This is a genomic window from Sorangium sp. So ce296 (assembly GCF_051529605.1).
Taxonomy (GTDB): domain Bacteria; phylum Myxococcota_A; class Polyangia; order Polyangiales; family Polyangiaceae; genus Sorangium; species Sorangium cellulosum_D.
Genome location: NZ_CP150325.1, coordinates 7,328,655 through 7,346,458, shown reverse-complemented (window position 1 = coordinate 7,346,458; position 17,804 = coordinate 7,328,655). Strand labels below are relative to the sequence as shown.

Here is a 17,804-nt window from a genome sequence, read left to right as displayed (position 1 = left end):
CCCGCGGCGGCTCGCGCCGGCGCGCGCCGCTCCCGGGGCGGGTCGCTCACGCGGGCGCGGGCAGGCCGAGCGGATCGACCCCGAAGCGGCGCAGGAGGCGGCAGAGCGGGACGAGCGGCAGCCCCACGATGGCGGTCTCGTCGGCGTGGCGCACGTCGTCGAACAGCCACGGCCCGTGCTTCTCGAAGAGGTACCCGCCCGCGCTGCCGATCGGCCGATCCAGCGCGACGTAGCGCCGGATCTGCGCGCGGTCGAGCGGCCGGACGCGGAGCTCCACCGTGACGACCTCGGCCAGCGTCCGCGGCTCCCCGAGCGCGAGCGGCAGCCCCGGAGGCGCGTGCACCGCGACGGCGGTGTGGAGGGCGTGGACGCGCCCGGCGAGCCGACCGAGCTGGTCCGCCGCCTCGTCGAGCGACGCCGGCTTGCGGAGGAGCTCGCCGTCGAGATCGAGCGCCTGGTCGGCGCCGATGATGAGCGCGCCCTCGTGCGCGGCCGCGAGGCTCAGCGCCTTCCCCTCCGCGAAAGCGCGGGCGCAGGCGACGGGCGGCAGCCCCTCGGGCGCGATCTCGTCGAACGCCGGCCGGGCGACCTCGTACGCGAGCCCGAGGCGATCGAGGAGCGCCCTCCGGAAGGGAGACGTGGAGGCGAGGACAATCCGGAACATGGCCGGATCCATGGCACGAAACGACGCCCGTGCCGAGGGGGACCGGCTCCCCTGCCCCGCGCGCCGCTCGAACGTCGCCGACTGCATTCATTCCATCGAATCTGCCTGCGGACACGGAGAGTCAGTAATGGCCAAAACCCCGGGGATCCGCGAAAGAACGGCGTACGCTGACCGCCGTAAGGTGTCGCCTGAATTACCCATCATGCATTTCATTAAAAAGCAGCTTGCAATTCGACTCCTCAGCACGTGAGATTGCGGCGATGCAGCAACTCAATACAAGACACCTCGTCACGCTCTCTCTCGTCGCGCCGGGCATCGGGCTCTCCGTGCTGCTCGCGGCCTCGCCGGCGAGCGGAGCGACGTACGAGGTGGGTCGAGGCAAGCCGTATTCGAGCCTCGCGGAGATCGCCCCTCGCCTCGCTGCCGGGGATGTGGTCGAGGTCCAGGGCGACGCGACCTATCCAGGGGACGTGATCTTCAAGAAGTCCGGCACCGAAGCGCAGAAGATCACCATCCGCGGCGTCCGCGTGAACGGCCGCCGCCCCGTGCTGTCCGGAGGGACGAACACGGTGGTCTTCGGTGGCAATCATTACACCTTCGAAGGATTCGAGATCACCGGCGGCGCGAGCCGCTGCGTGTTCAACCGCGCGCACGACGTCACCGTCCGCGACGCGGTGGTGCACGATTGCCCTGGCCACGGCATCCTAGGCGCCGACTCCGAGTCGGGCTCGTTCACGCTGGAGTACGTCGAGGTCTACGCGTGCGGCTCCGGCGACACCAGGCACCCCATCTACATCGCGACCGACGAGGAGACGCGCCTCGGCTCGGTGTTCCGCATGCGGCATTGCTATGTCCACGACGGCAACGGCGGCAACAACGTGAAGAGCCGCGCCGAGCGGAACGAGATCTATTACAACTGGATCGAGGGCGCGAAATACCACGAGATCGAGCTCATCGGGCCCGACGGCCAGGACGAGGGGCTCGCGCGCGAGGACTCGGACGTGGTCGGCAACGTCTTCGTCAAGACGGGACAGCACTTCGTCGCGCGCGTCGGGGGCGACGGGACGGGGCAGACGTTCGGTCGCTTCCGGTTCGTCAACAACACGTTCCTGCTCGCCCCCGGCTCGAGGCCGGCGATCCGGATGTACGACGGCATCGAGAGCGTCGAGATGAGCAACAACGTGTTCTATCGGCGCGGCGGCGGCGGCGTGGAGGTCTACGTCGACAGGTCGGCGAGCTGGGTGACGGGAGCGGCGCTCATCGCGGGCGCGAACAACTGGGTCCCGTCCGGCTCGTCGGCCATCCCCGCGGCGTGGACAGGCACGCTTCAGGGCGCCGATCCCGGGTTCGCCGACGTCGGCTCGATGGACCTCCGCCCGTCGGCGGGCAGCCCGCTCGTCGACGCCGGCGCCCGGTGGACGCCGAGCCCGGCCGGGCACCCGTTCCCGAGCCCGCTCGCCGCGCCGCGGTTCGCCCCCGCGAGGGGCGTGCGCGCGGCCAGCGGAGCGCCGCAGCGGCCGACCGCGGGCGCGATCGACATCGGCGCCTACGAGTTCGGGCCCGGCCTCGCCGACGCGACGATCGCCGTGAGGGCTGCCGCCGCCGACAGCGGCGCCCCGGCCGAGAGCGACGGCGCGGACAGCGATGACACCGGCGGCGACGGCGCGGAGATCGACAGCGGCGCCGCGGACGGCGCGGACGCCGAAGACCGCGCCGCGGCCGCCGACGAGGAGGCCCTCGAGCGCGCCGGCGCGTGCAGCGCCAGCGGCGCGCTCGCAGGCGCCCCGCTCGCCGGCTCGGGCGCGGCCGCCGCCGCGGCGACCGCGCTCCTCGGCGCCGCCCTCCGGCGCCGCGGCCGCCGCCAGAGGGCGTGACCCGCAGCGCGGGCGCTCACGCCACGAGCGCGCGCAGGAAGCGCCGCGCCGCGGCCGGATCGGGCAGCTGAAACGCCGCGGAGCTCTCCCCGCCGCCCACGTGGACGGTCAGGGCCGTCGGGGGGAGCGCCGCGAACAGATCCTCGTCCGTCCGGTCGTCGCCGAGCGCGACGACCATCGCCTCGGGCGGCACCGTCGCCAGCACCCGCGGCACGATCGCCCCCTTGTTCACGCCGCGCAGCCGCACCTCCAGCACCTTCCGGCCGGGGATCAGCTCGAGATCGCGCTCGCGCAGCACCTCCTCGAGCTTCGCGGGCACCTCGCGCGCCATCTGGCTGGCGAGCTCCGGGTCGGCCGACCGGTAGTGCCACGCGATCGACGCCACCTTCTCCTCGATGAAGCTGCCCGCCGTGCGGTCGACGAACCCCTGGAGGATGTCGCGGACCCGCGGCTTCCAGTCGAGCGACGCCTCGCGGAGCGCGACCCAGGGCTCGCCGGGGGCCGCGCGTGAGAAGAACCCGTGCTCCGCGTGCAGGCTGATGGGCAGCTCGCCCAGCCAGCGCTCGAGATCCTCGCGCGGCCGGCCGCTCACCACGTGCACCTGCGTCCGCGGGCGCGCCGCGAGCTCGCGCAGATCCGCGATGAGCTCCTCGTCCGGCGGCGCGAGCTCGGGCATCGCCGCGAGCGGGACGAGCGTGCCGTCGTAGTCGAGCATCACGACCAGCGAGGGGGCGCTGCGGGCGCTCGCGATCGTGTTCAGCTGGGGCGCGTCGGTGCGCCGCCGGACCGCCCCGACCTCCGGCGCCGCGCTGCACGCGCGCTCGAGATCGTTCAGGAAGCAGTGCGCCCAGCGGTGCACGTCGTGCGTGACGACGCGGCGCCGGAGCGCCTGCATCCGGACGCGCTGCTCGGACGGCGGCATGACGAGCGCCCGCTTGATCGTCGCGGCCACCGAGTCGATGTCGTACGGGTTGACCGGGAGCGCCTCGATCAGCTCGGCGGCCGCGCCCGCGAACTCGCTCAGCACGAGGGCGCCGGTGTCGTCGATCCGCGAGGCCACGTACTCCTTGCAGACCAGGTTCATCCCGTCGCGCAGCGGCGTCACCATCATCACGTCGGCCGCGAGGTAGAGCGCGACGACCTCGGACATGGGCATCGACCGGTGCAGGAAGTGGATCGGGACGTCGTCGAGCGTCGCGTAGCTGCCGTTGATGCGACCGACGAGCTCGTTCACGGTGCGCCGGAAGTCGGCGTAGGCGTCCACCTTCTCGCGCGTCGGCACCGCGAGCTGGATGAACCGGACCTTGCTCCGGAGCTCGGGCTCGCGCTCGAGGAAGCGCTCGATCGCGAGCATGCGCCGCGGGATCCCCTTCGTGTAGTCGAGCCGATCGATGCCGAGCACGATCTTCCGCCCCTGGGCGCGCTCGCGGATGCGCCGCGCCTCCGCGCGGACCTCCTCGTCCCGGGCGAGCCGCACGAACTCGTCGACGTCGATGCTGATCGGGTGGACGCCGAGCCGCACCTTGCGCCCCTCGACCGCGAGCGTCTCGAGGTCGGGATCGAGGCCGAGCACGCGCGCGGCGGAGTAGACGAAGTGGTACCGATACGACGCCGTGTGAAACCCGACGACGTCCGCGCCGAGCATGCCGCGCAGCACCTGCTCGCGCCACGGCAGGCTCCGGAAGACCTCGGCCGCGGGGAACGGGATGTGCAGGAAGAAGCCGATCCGCGCGTCCGGGATGCGCTGGCGCAGCATCGCCGGCACGAGCGTGAGCTGGTAGTCGTGGATCCAGACGCGGTCGCCGGGCCTGTACTGCTCGACGATCGCCTCGGTGAAGCGCTCGTTCACCTCGCGGTAGGTCTCCCAGTCGCGCCGGGCGTCGAGGTGGACCTTCTCGGTCAGGTAGTGGAACAGCGGCCACAGCACGCCGTTCGAGAAGCCGTCGTAATAGCGCCTCACCTCGGCCGGCGTGAGGTGCACCGGGACGGTGCCGAGCTGCCGGAGCTGCTCCTCGAGCGCCGCGCGCTGCGCCGCGCCGAGGCGCGAGACGTCGCCCGGCCAGCCCAGCCACAGGCCGCCGTGGCGCTCGTGGGGGCTCCGCATCGCGGTGACCAGGCCGCCCGCCGACGGGACGACGGAGACGTCGCCCTGATCGACGTGGACGGTCACGGGGAGGCGGTTCGAGACGATGAGCAGGCGGGACATGCGCGAGCGAAAAAGCTAGCGCATGGCGACGGCACCGCGCCCTCGCGGCGGCGCGAATCCAGGACGAGCCGATACGGATCGTAGGGCTCGTCCTGAACGTCAGCGGTCGATCCGGATCGGGGGCGCCGTGTTCTCGGGGGTGGAGGGCTTCGTCGTGGGCGGAGGCGCGGCCGGGCGAACGGTGCGGCCCCAGTTCCTCTTGCTGCCCGAGGTGGAGGGCTCCTCCGTCTTCGCCGGCGCCGCCACTTGCGCGAGCCTCGCGACGGTCTGGACGGACATCTCGGACGGCCCCTGCACGATGGAGTAGGGCTGGAAGCCTTCCTTCTGCAGCGTCAGCCGGCGCGGCGCCGCGCGCACCTGCTCGTTCTCGATCGAGAGCTGGAGCGGCGTGAGCCCGAGCGACTTGCCGTCCTCGAGGACCTCGGCGCCCGGCGGGATCGACTCGATGATGAGCATGAACGACGGCGCGCCCTTGTGATCGGTCGGCGTGGTCGCCGGCGGGGGCGCGGCGGCGGGCGGGGGGTCGGTCGTGGCCTCGCTCTGCGCGGGGCTGCGGGTCAGCACGAACACGACCGCCGCCACGACGACGGCGCCGATGGCGGCGAGGATCGCCGCCTTGCGTCCGCCGCCGGGGCGCGCCTCCTGCGCGCCGGCGGCGCCCTTCGACGCGTCCGCCGTGGTCGCCGCCGAGACGCCCGTGCCGACGCCGGAGGTGCGGCCGCTCGCCTCGTCGTCCGTCGACGGCGCCGGGAGCGTCACGGCCTCCTTGAGCGCCTGCACGGTCGACGAGCGCGACGAGATCTGCACGCCGGGCAGCGACTCGAACGAGGTGATCTGCGTGCCGCCGAAGGCGGTCGTCACGCCCATGCCGCGGGCGCACTCGCCGAGGCCCTGGATGAGCGCGTCCATCGTCGCGGGCCGCCCGTCCGGATCCTTCGCCAGACAGCGCATCACGAGCGCCTCGAGCGGCTCCGGGATGTCGACGTCCGGGTTCCGATCCTTCATGCGCGGCACCGGCTGCTGGAGGTGCGCCATCAGGATCTGGATCGACTTCTCGGACTCGAACGGGACCTTCCCGCAGAGCATCTGGTAGAGGATCACGCCCAGCGAGTAGATGTCGGTCCTGAGATCGACCTTGCCGTGCGAGATCTGCTCGGGCGACATGAAGCGGGGCGATCCGAGGAACGCGCCCTGCTGCGTGAGCTCCTCCGAGTCGTCGCCGAGCTGCTTCACCAGGCCGAAGTCGAGGATCTTGACCGCCTCCTCCGAGTCCTCGTTGGAGACGAGCATGACGTTCGACGGCTTGAGGTCGCGGTGGACGACGCCGTGCTTGTGCGCCTCGCGCAGCCCGCGCGCGATCTGCCGCGCGATGCGCATCGCCTCGGGCGGCGGCAGGCGCCCCTGCCGGCGCACGCGCCGGAAGAGCGTCTCGCCCTCGAGGAACTCCATCGCCATGAAGAACCGGTCCTGATCGTCGGCCTCGATGCGGCCGTAGTCGAAGACGGTGACGATGTTCGGGTGCTGGAGGCGCGCGAGGATGCTCGCTTCGAGGAAGAAGCGCTTGTGGAAGTTCGGGTCGAGCTGCCGCGACGCCTGGTTCGGGATCAGGACCTTGATCGCCACCGGGCGCCCGAGCGGGATCTGCTCGCCGCGATAGATCGTGCCCATGCCGCCGGTCGCGAGCATGGACAGGATCTTGAACTTGCCGTTGAGCACCTTTCCGAGCAACGGATCGATCGGCTCGCTGCGCGCTACTTCATCGACGACGTTTTCGTTGGCACTCATATGAACTCCGTCGCCTTCCCCGTGCGGGCGCGGGCGAGCCCTCCCCTCGGTAACGATGCCTCGCGATGCGTGAGCTTGGACCTCATGATCGTGGGGGGCGTCGGTGCGTGGGGCCGTCGGGGCAGTCTAAACGGAAGAAAAGTCCTTGGCGACCTTTCCTCGATCGCCCCGTCCGCGAGGCCGAGTGTCCCCTGCCGGGGGCCCTTCCGGAAGCCCTGCCCGAGGCCGGGCGGGAGGCGCTGCACCATGCGCCGAGCGCCATAGCCCCGATCGACGAGGACCGCCAGTTGCTGGCACCGAGCGTCTGCATCCCACCTGCGCACCACGAGACCCTGCGAGCAGATTACACTGCTCCGCGCCGGCGCAACGCTCTTCCGATCGTCCCCGCCTCGCGGCGCCGCCGCGGGCGCCGGACGTCCCTGCCGGCCCTCTCGCCCCGGCGGGTGGGGACGAGGTAGTAGAGAAGGATGCGACCCGATCGCGCCCTGCGGCGCTGGTGGAGGGGGAGAGAGTACCGGCGCCTACTCGACCAGGCGGCGTCCGAGCTGGCCGGCTCCCGCCACGCCGAGGCCGAGGCGACGTGCGCCCGGGCGATCGCCATCGCCGAGGAGATCTACGGCCCCGGGGACGCCGAGCTCACGGGGCCGCTCTACGCGCTGAGCTCGGCGCAGCTCGCGCAGGGGCGGCTCTCCGAGGCGCGCGCGAGCTCCGCCAGGGCGATCGCCATCGCCGAGGCGGCGGGGGCGGGCGCGGACCCGCCGCTGCCGAGGCTGCTCGAGCAGCTCGCCGCCATCCTGGAGCGCGAGGGAGCGGCCGAGGACGTCGAGGCGCTGTTCCGCCGGATGCTGGCGGGCTACGACCGGATGCGCGACCCCGATCCGCTCGAGCTGTCCGCGCTGCTCAACCGGCTCGGCCTGCTGCTCGGCCGGAAGGGGGCGCGCGCCGAGGCGGCGCCGCTCTTCCAGCGGGCGGTCGCGCTGCGCGAGGGGGCGCTCGGCGCCCGCCACCCGCTCGTCGCGGAGGCGCTTTACAACGCGGCCACGTTCTTCGAGGAGGACCGCCCGGCGGCCGAGCGGGAGGCGATGCTCCGGAGGGCGCTCGAGATCGCCGAGGCGGGCCCCGCCGTGGAGGGGGCGCTGCGCGCGTCGATCCTCCACAACCTGGGCGCCGCGCGGGAGGCGCACGGGGACGCGGCCGAGGCGGCGGCGCTGTACGAGCGCGCGCTCGCCGCGCGCGAGGCGATCGTCGGGGACGCCCACCCGTCGCTCCGGCCGACGCTGGTCCGGCTCGCGCAGGTCCACCACGCCGCCGGGCGGCCCTCCGCGGCGCTGCCGCTCTACGAGCGGGCGCTCCGACTGGCCGAGGCGGAGCTCGGGTCGGATCACCCGGTGGCCGGGGCGATCAAGGCGTGGATGGACGAGGCGCGGAGCCGGAGCTGACGGGGGTGGCCGCGCTCAGGGCGAGGGCGGCGCGGGGTCGCCGCCCTCGCGCCAGCGCTCGACGAGCTCGGGGAGGACGGTCGAGGCCATCTGGAGCAGGTGCGCCATGTGGTGCTCCGGCGTGTTGCCGCGGAACCCGCGGACGCGGAGCTCGCCCACGGTCGCCTCGGTGGTCGGGATCATCTGCTTCTCGAGCTTCCTCGAGACGGCGCCCTCGGCCGCGCGCAGGCGCAGGTGCGGCGGGGCAGAGAGCGCGGGCGACCGCTCGACGGGGTGCCCGGCCGCGGCGCCGAGCAGGTAGTTGGCCGTCGCGCTGGAGCTGGCGTACGCGATCGGGTCGATCTCCGAGTGCGTGATCGTGAACAGCACCTGCCCCGCGGCGGCGAGCTGCGCCGCGCGCGCGAACGAGGCGAGCTGGAGGGTGTTGAGCCCGCTCGGGTGGTCCGGGACGAAGCCGCAGTGGATGCCGTCCGTGACGAGGATCGCGTCGAGCGCGTCGATGCCGCGGCGGAGCTCCAGGATCTTCGCGATCGCGCCGTAGCCCGCGCTCCACGAGGAGAGCGCGAGCCGGCGGAGGCGCGGGGTCGGCAGGCCGCGCTGCGCGAGCGCCCGGTCGATGTCCGCGAGCAGGCTCTCGTAGACACCCGGCTGCGCGTAGAGCTCCTCGTAGGCGCCCGAGCCGATGCCCAGGTTGATGACGGCGACCGCGGCGTTCAGCCCGGCGACCTCCGCGCTCTCGCGGACGAGCTGGGTGTTGCCGTGGAAATGGATCACGAGATCGTAGCTCGATCCGGCGGGCCTGAACGTCTCGGGCGTGAAGAGCACGCCGCCGCGGATCGACGCGTAGCCGTCGTGCCGGATCTCGGGCGGCGGCGTCGCCCCCTGCCAGCGCGCGAACACCTCGGGCGCGACGAGCACCCTGGCCGCGGCGCCCTCGGCCACGGAGCGCGAGGCGAGGAGCAGGGCGCGGCTGACGGGCGTCATGGCGCGGAAGGCCTCGCCGTTGACCGGCATCCTCGCGGCGATCCCGCGCGCGGTGAGGAAGACGACGGCGATCACGGTCGCCGCCGCGAGGACGAACGCGCCGAGCGCGCGCCACGTGCGGGCGCGGCGCTCGCGCGGCGACGGCGCGGAGAAGGAGCCGTACGGCCCGACCCCGGCGAGGTGGAGCGGCGCCCCCGACGGCGCGGGATCGACGAAGCCGGGCGCGAACCCCGGCGGGAGCGGGCCGGGCTCGGCGCCGACAGGCGGCGGATCGAAGAGCAGCCCTTGCTCCAGCGGACCGGACGCCGCGCCGAGGGGCGGCGTGTCGAGGGGGAGACCGCGATCCGGGGAGCCCTGGACCACGGTGACGGGCGGCGGCGTGGGCGTCGTCGAGAGGTCCGCAGGCGACCTGCCAGCGCTCACGTTTCCCTTCATTTTGATACGCCTCCTCACATCGGGGACGTAGCGCTCGGCCTTCGCTGCCAGGCGCTGCTTCTGTTCGGTGAGCGCGTTGCACGTGCGGCGCCGCGCTGCGTTTCTGCTCCTGCCATGAGCCTGGAAGGCGCCGTGGCAGCGGGAGGATCGACCAGCACGGCCACAAGCTCAAGCGGCAACCGTGCCGTGCGCGCAGATTTAAGCGTGACCGTAATACGATGTGCCCTGCTGGATCACGCATGGGTGAGCCCGCCGGGCGGCGAAGCGGGGGAGCGAGAGCGATGTGCTCGTGGCGGCGCGGGTGAGGTGCGCGCCGTGAACAGAGCACGGCGGCGATGAAACGCGCACTTGCACCCCTCCCCGTCAGCCAGCAAGGTGCTCCGCGCTTGCTCCCCCGTGAGGCCCGCTTTCTGCTCGCAGCGACGCTGCTCCACGCTGCCATCCCGTGGGTCTCGCGGATCGCGGACCGCCCGACGCCGGCGCTCGTGGCCCGATCGAGCGGCGCTTACCCCGAGGTCGAGATCGAGGTGGAGCCCGTCGCGCCGCTCGCCCCGCGGCAGGACGAGCCGCGCGCTCCGGACGGGGCGCGGCCGCGCGAGGACGCGGCGCCGGCCCTCGCGCGGACGGCGCGCCGCGATCGCCGCGGGCCGGAGGCGCCCGCGCCGCCGGAGGCGCCGGTCGAGCCACGGGAGGGCCCCGCCGCGGCCCCGGCGCCGGCGCCGCCTTCCGAGTACGACGGGCCGCCGAGCGCCGAGGCGCCGCCGGGCGTGGCCGGGCTCGGCGGCGTTCCGGTGTGGCAGCTGCCCGGCGTGCTGCCGGACCGCGCGCCGCCGCCGCCGGCGCCGACCGCGCCCCCCGCGCAGCGCGAGGTGTCGATGGACAGGGGCGGCGAGGTGCTGCGCGAGGCGATGCGCGATCGGGACAAGACGCTGGGGCTGGATCTGCCCGCCGCCGGCACGGTCGCGTCCGTGGTGGCGGACGCGGTGCGCGCCGCCGAGACGCCCGAGACGGCGCGCGCGGTGTTCGAGGTGCAGCTGAGCGGCGCCGGCGCGGTGCTCGGGGTGCGCGCGCTGTCGTCGACGGCCGGAGCCGCCGCGCTCTGGGCGCGGGTGGCGCGCGAGGCGGCGGCGCAGCTCGCCGGGCGCGTCCTCGCGATGACCGCCGCGTTCGCCAAGGGCGCGAAGGTCTACGTGACGGTGAGCTCGTCGGTGAAGATGCCGAGCGGCGCCACGTCGGGCGGGATCCACCACCAGGGCGCGGGCTTCGGGTTCGACGTGGCCGACATCGGCGCGGGGCGCCACCGCCTGGTCCAGTCGAGCTTCCGCGTCGAGGCGATCGACTGAGGCGCGCGGGGGCGCGGGCGCTCGGCGGCCGGCGCGCGGGCGATCAGCGGGCCCGGCGCGCGGTCCAGCGCCGGTAGCGCGCGGCGCTCGCGGCAAGGCCGATCCCGAGCAGCCCGAGCAGGCTCAGCGCCGCGGGGACGCCGGCGAGCCACACGAGCGCCGGCGGCGAGGGGCGCGTCGGGCAGGCGCGCCGCGTGGCGAAGCGGCAGGCGTGGTGCTGCTCGAGCGCCTCGGCCGCGGCGCGGACCTCGGGCGCGTCCTCGGGCAGGCCGCGCAGGGCCGCCGAGGCCATCATGTAGGCGGCGGAGGCCGAGCGGTCGTGCGCCGGATCCGGCGGCACGCGGTCGCGCACGAGCTCGAGCAGCCGGGCGGCGCGCTGCGCGGGCGCCTGCTCGGCCAGCGCTCCGGCGAGGTGGCGGGCGAGCGCCTCATCGAACTGCAGGGCGCAGGCGACGGCGCGGTCTTCGCCGGGCGTGAGGTGGACCGTCTCGCCCGACGCCGTCTGGCGGGGCTCCGTGCCGGACACCGCGACCGGCCTGCGCAACGCGACCCGCGCCCCACGGACGCAGCGGGGGACCTTCGGGAGCTCGCGCAGGTGCACCGCGGCGTAGCGCTGGTACGCGACGCCGGCGATCGCGCCGAGCGAGAGCGCGAGCGCGAGGAGCGCGGCGATCCAGCGCGCGCCGACGCCGGGACGCGCGGCGCGCCCCTCGCTCGTATCCGGCGCGGCGCGCCCCTCGCGCGTATCCGGCGCAGCGCGCTCGTCGCTCGCATCCGCCGCGGCGCGCCCCTCGCCGGTCCCCGGCGCGGAGGAAGGCTCGCCGGCGGGCTCTCGAGACGACATGGCCGCGGGTATGGCCAGCCGCGACGACGCTGTCAATCGATGCGCCGTCAGGCAGGGGGCGCCGCGCCGGCGAGGCGCGCCACCTGCGTCCACGTGCGGGCCGCCTCCTCGTGCCCGGTCGCGGCCGCGAGCCTCGCCAGGAACTGCGCGCACGCCTGCTCGCCGCGGCGATCCGCGGCCTCGCGGGCCCGCGCCAGGGCGCTCAGCGCCTCGAGCAGGGCGCCCTCCGTGCGGCCCGCGGCGGCGAGCGCGATCCCGTAGGCGAGCAGCGCCCTCGCCTTCTGCGCGGGCGACGCCTCGGCCTCCGCCGCGCTCCGGAAGCGCCGCAGCGCCTCGTCCTTGGCGCCGCGCCCGAGCGAGATCAGCCCGGTCATGCGCTCCACCAGCTCCGGGTGCTCGCCGGTGCGGCGGAGCTCGTCCACGAGCCGCTCCAGCGTGCGGAGCTCGCCCTGCACGAGCGCCTGCTTGGCCAGCTCGGCGAGGCGGACCGCGATGTCGTTCATCGACAGGACGGGCGACTCCGAGGTCTTCGCGAGCGGATCGCCCGAGGCGTCGGCGAGCGGAAAGTCCTCCTCCAGCGGCGCCACGTCGGGGAAGCCCGCGGGCGCCACGTCCCGGGGCGCCGCCGCGCCCTCCGGCCGCGACGCGCGGGCAGCGCCGTCGCGCGCGCCGCCGCTCTCGACCGGCATCGTGGAGCCCCGCCGGCGCGCGGCGCTGTCGGCCGCCTCGCGCGACGCGTCGGCGGCGGAGCCATCCGAGCCGGGCGCGCCGCGCTGCGGATCCGGCGCGTCGCCGACCACCTCGATCGGCGTGCGGAAGGTGGGCGGCTGGCTCGAGGTGCTGTCCGGCGCCGCGTCGAGCCGGTGCTCCCTCGCGGTCTCCTGCTCGTCGGCGAACGCGAGCAGCTCGGCGGCCGACGACTCGAGCAGCGCGTCGCCGGCGGCGCGCGCGGCGCGCCCGGCGAGATCGGCCGCGGAGCGCCGGTCGCCCGCCTTCGCGGCGTGCCACGCGGCGTCGGCGAGGCCGAGCACCCCCGCGTGGTCCTCGACGACGCGCGCCGCGGCGAGGTGCCACGCGGAGCGCTCGCCCGGCGGGACGGCCGCGAGCAGGACGTCGCGCAGCGTGCGCGAGGAGAGCTTCAGCCAGCCCGGCTCCGGCCGGACGACCCAGCCGGCGCCGAGCAGCGCCGCCTGGACCGCGGCGACCTTCGGCGCGCCCGTGCCGTCGCACAGGGCCTCGATCGCCGACTCCGACGCGTCGCCGCCGAGCGTCGCCAGCGCGGTGAGGACCGTGCGCGGGCCGATCGGGAGCAGGCGCAGGCGGCCCTCGATCGCGCGGGACGCGGGCGGCGCCGCGAGCTCGGCCCCGGTCATGGTGCGCGCGGGCCCGCCCCGCCCGGCGCTGCGCCGGCGCGGCGCGACGCTCCTGCCGATCCAGCGCAGCGCGCCGCTCTCCAGCGCCTCGCAGATGAGCTCGCGCAGGGCCAGCGGGAAGGCCGGCGCGCGCGCGGCCCACCTCCGCGCGCCCGCGTCGTCGATGCAGCCGTCGAGGAGGCGGCGGACCAGCTCCTGGGCGCCCGCGGCGGAGAGCGGCCCCAGCGCGGCCGTCGCGGAGACGGTCATCGCGTTGAGCGGCGCGGGGAGCGGCTCCGAGCGCCCGAGCCGGACGACGGCGCGCAGGCCGCCGCCCATCTCGAGCGCGATCGCGAGCGCCTCGAGGCTCGCGGCGTCGACCTCGCCGGTGTCGTCGACCAGGATGAGGCCGGAGCGGGCGCCCTCCGGGGCGAGCCACGAGGCGACGACCTCGGCGGCGGTCCACGGCTCGACGCCCTCGCCGGCGATGAGCCGCGCGAGCGCGGGGCTCAGCCGATCCGGGAGCGAGGGCGCGCGGGCGCGGCCCTTCTCGGCGCGGACCGCCGCGCGCGCGAGGGCGCGGCGGAGCGCGCCGAACGGCTCGCGCGAGGCCCCGATCGGCGCGACGAAGAGGCTCCGCGACGGGGCGAGGACCCGGCTCAGCTCGAGGAGCAGCCGCGAGCCGCCGGCGCCGGGCTCGGCGCGGACGAGCGCGAGGGAGCCGGGGGGCACGGCGAGCGCGGCGAGCTCGCCGTCGCGGCCGATCAGCGGCGGCCGAGAGAGGCGCGCGACGCTCTCGGCGACCTGCCGGCGCAGCGGCTGCTGCGCGTCGAGGCGCAGGCCGCGCACCCGGCGCGCGCCGTCGACGCCGCGGTGGGCGCCGAGGGTCATGAGCTCGCCCGCGAGCACGGCGGACAGCGCGGGGTCGAGGAGCACGTCGCCCGGGAGGGCGATGCGGGCGAGCATGACGGCGACGAGCAGCGGCTGCCCCCACGAGAGCGCGGTGAAGCGCCCGGCCTCGCCGACGTACGTCATCTCCCCCTGCGCGATGCCGACCGCGAAGCGCGCGTCGGGGTGCACGGACGCGTCCTCGGCGGCGAGCGCGGCGAGCAGCACCGCCTCCTCGATGTCGTCCGGCGTGAACTCGAAGGAGAAGGTCTGCGCGCTCCAGGCGCACAGGGTGGCGCCGAGCGCCTCGGCGCGCTTCTTCAGCGCGAGCGCCCGCGCGAGGTAGCTCTCCTCGCCGCGCGCCGCGGCGCCCGCGTCGCGCGGCGCGCCCCGGTGGCGCGAGGGCGGCGCGGCCGCGCGCGCGGCGCCGCGGCGGCCGAGCGACGGCAGGACCGCGTCCGTGCTGTCCGGTCGCGAGAGGGCCGCAGTACCTCGAAAGGACACGACGATGCGCTCCGGCATTGGCGGCGAGTGTAGCGGGGCGCGGAGAGCGCGTGGGCGGTTCTTGGCGTGCGCGCGCCCGCCCCGCGGTACGATGGATCCTCGATGCGATCGCCCCCCGTGCGCGCTGCAAAGGCGCGCTCTCGCCGCGCGCGCGCCGCCGCGCTCGCCGCCGCGGCGCTCTCGGCGCTGCCCTCCCCTGCCGCCGCGAACGGCGTCTTTCCCTCCGCGGACCAGATCGTCTTCGACCCGGCGGACCCGGCGCGCGCCGTGGCCCGGATGACGTACGGCCTGCTGACCACGCGGGACGGGGGCGCGAGCTGGCACTGGATCTGCGAGGGCGCGGTCGGGTACGACGACACGGGCGGCGTCGCTCCGCCCATCGCGGCGGCGGAGGGCGGCAGGGTGCTCGCGGCGCTGAGCGACGGGATCGCGATCGGCGTCGAGGGCGGCTGCGCCTTCGCGCGCGCCGCCGAGCTCGAGGGAAAGGCGGTGCTCGATCTCTCGGTCCGGCAGGGCGACCCGTCGCACGTCGTCGCCGTCGTCGCGGGGCAAAGGCACGGCCTGTGGGCGTCGCGCGACGGCGGCGCGCGCTGGGCCAGCGCGGGGGCGCCCCTCCCGGCGGGCTTCCAGGCGCGGACCGTCGACGTCGCGCCCTCGGATCCGCGGCGCATCTACGTGAGCGGCCTCGCGACCGGAGGCGGCCCCGTCAAGGGGGAGCTCGCGCGCTCGGCCGACGGCGGAGAGACGTGGGAGATCTCGGTGGTGCCGGGGAGCACGACGTCGCGCGAGCCGTACATCGCGGGGGTCGATCCGCGCGACGCCGACGTGCTGTACGTGCGGATCGCGAGCGCGCCGGGGCGCCTGTTCGTCTCGAGGGACGGCGGCGCGACGTTCGAGCCGGTGTTCGACACGCAGGGGTTCGTGCGCGCGTTCGCGATCTCGCCGGACGGCGCGGAGGTGGCGGTGGGCAGCGACATCGACGGCGTCTTCCGCGCGCCCTCGTCGACGCTCTCGTTCGAGCGCGTCTCGAGCGTCGCGCCGCGCTGCTTCGCCTGGACGGAGGCGGGGCTCTACGCGTGCGCGAGCGAGTTCCTGGACGACTTCACGATCGGCCGCTCGCTCGACGGCGGCGCGACGTTCGAGCCGCTGCTCCGGCAGGCGTGCATCCGCGGCCCGCTCGACTGCGCGGCGAGCACCTCGGTCGGGGCGCTCTGCCCGCTCGACTGGCCGCGCATCGCGATGATGACGGGCCACGAGGGCTGCGCGCCGGACGCCGGCTCCCCCGCGGCCAGCAGCGGCGCGAGCGCCAGCGCGACCGGCGCCGGCGGAGCGACGGCGGCGAGCGGCGGGGGCGCGGCGAGCGGCGGTGGCGGCGCGGCGAGCGGCGCCGGGGGCACGGGCGGAGCGCCGGAGGTGTCCACCGGCGGGGCGCAGCCTGCCGGCGGGGCGCGGCCGAGCGACGGCGGCTGCGGCTGCCGCGCGGGCGGCGGGAGCGCGGGCTGGGCCGGCGCGCTCGCCGCGGCGTGCCTGGCGGCGGCCGCGGCGGCGCGGCGGCGGCGCGCTTAGCGCCGCCTGCCCCCTGTCCCGGTCGCCAGCTCCGGCGGCATCGGCTCGGTCGCCGCGTCCGGCGTGTCCTCGCGCCGCACCTGCCCTTCGGTCCGGACCTCGGCCTCCTCGCGGCGCACGGTCGCCCTCGCCTGCTCCTGCTCGCGGACGACCTCCTTGCTGATCCGCAGCTCTTCCTTCACCACGGGCCGCTTCGAGATCTCCACCTGCTCCTCGCGGACAGGGATGCTGATCGATCCCTCCTCGATCGTCGTGCCGGACGCGATCGGGCGCGCCTCGCTCGCGGGGACGCGCTCGACGTGCACGACCTCGCGCGCCACCGGCACGGTGACCTGCTTCTCCTCGGTCACGACCTCTTTCCTGACCTGGACCCGACCGACCTCCTGCACCGTCTTTCCGGCCGTGATCTCCTCCTCCACGAGCGGCACGCGGATCTCGTCGCTCGCCGCGATCGCGCTGTCGGCCCCGCGCTCCTGGTCGCGCGCCCCGGCGAGCTGGTCGCGGGCGTGCGCGAGGATGATGTCCCCGTCCCGGATGCCGAGCACCTCGTCGTAGCGCACGGCGTACTCCTTCGGGAAGAAGAAGCCCTTTTCGATCTCGAACGCGTCCACGTCGAGCCGCGTCACCTTGCCCAGCTTCTCGCCGTCCGAGCTCCGGACGACCATTCCACGCGCGATCTCCTGTTGCTTCACCATGGTCTACCCCCAACCCCGGAATCCTCCGGATCTGCATCGCCAACGGGCGCCGCCGGCGCGGGCCGCTCGGCTCCCCGCTGAGCGGCGCCCGCTCGGCCCATCGATCTCGGGCGGCCGCTCGCTCGCCCCGTCGCGGGTCGCGGCGCCCTCCGCTGTCCTTCCGCGCCATGCAGCCATGCAATCGCCATGCAATCGCAGCGTCGGCAGAGCGTCGGTGGTCCTGGCCTCGCCGTCGCTCCCGAGACCGACGTCGCCGGGAGCGCGCCGCCGCGCCCGTTCGGCTCCGTGCGCCGCGGTGACAGCGGCGCGAGGCGCCAGGTGTCAGGGAGCGATGACGACCCGCCGCGCCGCCGTCGCCGCGTCGCCGTTCGGGTCCTCCAAGGCGACCTCGACGTCGAGCGCTCGACCCCGGACGGCCTCGACCGAGAGGCCGCGATCCACCTGGAAGCGGATGCCGTAGATCTCGCAGCGGCCTTCGCCTGCGCGGCGCAGCGTGACGAGCGCGGTGAAGGGGAGCAGCTCGCGCTCGAGCTCGGGGAAGTAGCCCCCCACCCGCAGGCGCGAGCCCATCTGCCTGAGCCCGGTCACGCGCAGCGCGAGCCACACGTGGTGCCCCCCTTGAGGGCCCGCCTCGATCGGCACCACCTCGCCCTCGTCCAGGGGGGCAAACGCGCTCTCCCCCTGCCCGATCACGATCGCCGGCTCGCCCGACGAGGGCGTCTTGCACGCGTCCTTCGCCGAGGCGATCCACATCGGATCGTGGTCGTCGAGGGCGGACGGGGCGACGAAGGGATCGACGCATGCCCCCGCCGCGCAGGTCGTGCCGGCGGCGCAGGCCAGCCCGGAGCACGCCGCGTCGATCGAGACGGGCAGGAGCAAGCTTCGCCCGAAGGCGGCGCGGGTCGCCGTCGTCCGCGTCACGATGGGCGCCGCCTCGCCGTCGCGGAACGCCGCGATGGACAGCTCGATCTCGGCGCCGTCTCGCGCGCTCGCGATCGGGAGCTCCGCCGGGAGCGACAGATCGCCGCTGCCGTACGAGAGGCGCTCGGCGCGCGTGATGACGCCATCCACCTTCGTGGTGCTCTCGATCGCGTGGATCTCGAAGCCGATCGCCATGTCCGTCGTCAGGCCGGCCACCACGCGCGCGTCGGCCTCCTCGCCCCCGCAGGCCGAGGGGACGAGGGCGAGCAGCGCGAGCAGCGCCTGGGGGGCCGGCCGCATGACC

12 protein-coding genes are annotated in these 17,804 nt (G+C 75.3%); 4 read left to right on the top strand and 8 right to left on the bottom strand.

The genetic code is table 11. From position 1 onward, the window contains the following. Window positions 1-46: 46 nt before the first annotated feature. On the bottom strand, window positions 47-664 hold the full coding sequence (locus tag WME98_RS27390) for a Maf family protein (RefSeq protein WP_437944650.1): 618 nt from the start codon (window positions 662-664) through the stop codon (window positions 47-49). 260 nt (window positions 665-924) lie between these two features. On the opposite strand from WME98_RS27390, the gene WME98_RS27385 reads away from it, so the two are divergent. Then, window positions 925-2,538, top strand: a complete 1,614-nt coding sequence (locus WME98_RS27385; RefSeq protein WP_437944649.1) for a right-handed parallel beta-helix repeat-containing protein — start codon at window positions 925-927, stop codon at window positions 2,536-2,538. A 16-nt stretch (window positions 2,539-2,554) separates the two neighbouring features. Here WME98_RS27385 and WME98_RS27380 read toward each other — a convergent pair whose 3' ends face one another. Beyond that, complete coding sequence (locus WME98_RS27380) at window positions 2,555-4,744, bottom strand: bifunctional alpha,alpha-trehalose-phosphate synthase (UDP-forming)/trehalose-phosphatase (RefSeq protein WP_437944648.1); 2,190 nt, start codon at window positions 4,742-4,744, stop codon at window positions 2,555-2,557. A gap of 99 nt (window positions 4,745-4,843) precedes the next feature. Then, window positions 4,844-6,529 (bottom strand): serine/threonine protein kinase, encoded by a 1,686-nt coding sequence (locus WME98_RS27375; protein ID WP_437335789.1) that lies wholly within the window; start codon window positions 6,527-6,529, stop codon window positions 4,844-4,846. A gap of 467 nt (window positions 6,530-6,996) precedes the next feature. On the opposite strand from WME98_RS27375, the gene WME98_RS27370 reads away from it, so the two are divergent. Continuing rightward, on the top strand, window positions 6,997-7,968 hold the full coding sequence (locus WME98_RS27370) for a tetratricopeptide repeat protein (protein ID WP_437944647.1): 972 nt from the start codon (window positions 6,997-6,999) through the stop codon (window positions 7,966-7,968). A 15-nt stretch (window positions 7,969-7,983) separates the two neighbouring features. Here WME98_RS27370 and WME98_RS27365 read toward each other — a convergent pair whose 3' ends face one another. After that, window positions 7,984-9,375, bottom strand: coding sequence for a hypothetical protein (locus tag WME98_RS27365; protein ID WP_437944646.1), 1,392 nt, complete (start codon window positions 9,373-9,375; stop codon window positions 7,984-7,986). Window positions 9,376-9,773: 398 nt separating this feature from the next. On the opposite strand from WME98_RS27365, the gene WME98_RS27360 reads away from it, so the two are divergent. Next, window positions 9,774-10,730 carry a hypothetical protein gene (locus tag WME98_RS27360; protein ID WP_437944645.1) on the top strand — a complete coding sequence of 319 codons (957 nt, stop codon included), beginning with the start codon at window positions 9,774-9,776 and terminating at the stop codon, window positions 10,728-10,730. A 43-nt stretch (window positions 10,731-10,773) separates the two neighbouring features. Here the strand turns inward: WME98_RS27360 and WME98_RS27355 are convergent, their stop codons facing one another. Beyond that, window positions 10,774-11,574, bottom strand: a complete 801-nt coding sequence (locus WME98_RS27355; RefSeq protein WP_437944644.1) for a hypothetical protein — start codon at window positions 11,572-11,574, stop codon at window positions 10,774-10,776. Between the two features lie 47 nt (window positions 11,575-11,621). Next, window positions 11,622-14,336, bottom strand: coding sequence for a hypothetical protein (locus WME98_RS27350; protein ID WP_437944643.1), 2,715 nt, complete (start codon window positions 14,334-14,336; stop codon window positions 11,622-11,624). Window positions 14,337-14,420: 84 nt separating this feature from the next. On the opposite strand from WME98_RS27350, the gene WME98_RS27345 reads away from it, so the two are divergent. Further along, window positions 14,421-15,884 carry a WD40/YVTN/BNR-like repeat-containing protein gene (locus tag WME98_RS27345; protein ID WP_437944642.1) on the top strand — a complete coding sequence of 488 codons (1,464 nt, stop codon included), beginning with the start codon at window positions 14,421-14,423 and terminating at the stop codon, window positions 15,882-15,884. Here WME98_RS27345 and WME98_RS27340 read toward each other — a convergent pair. Continuing rightward, window positions 15,881-16,579, bottom strand: a complete 699-nt coding sequence (locus WME98_RS27340) for a DUF2382 domain-containing protein (protein ID WP_437944641.1) — start codon at window positions 16,577-16,579, stop codon at window positions 15,881-15,883. The two genes, WME98_RS27345 and WME98_RS27340, sit on opposite strands and share 4 nt — an antisense overlap. A 321-nt stretch (window positions 16,580-16,900) precedes the next feature. Next, a complete protein-coding gene (locus WME98_RS27335) occupies window positions 16,901-17,800 on the bottom strand; it encodes a hypothetical protein (RefSeq protein WP_437944640.1) in 900 nt (299 codons plus the stop codon). Window positions 17,801-17,804: the final 4 nt, after the last annotated feature.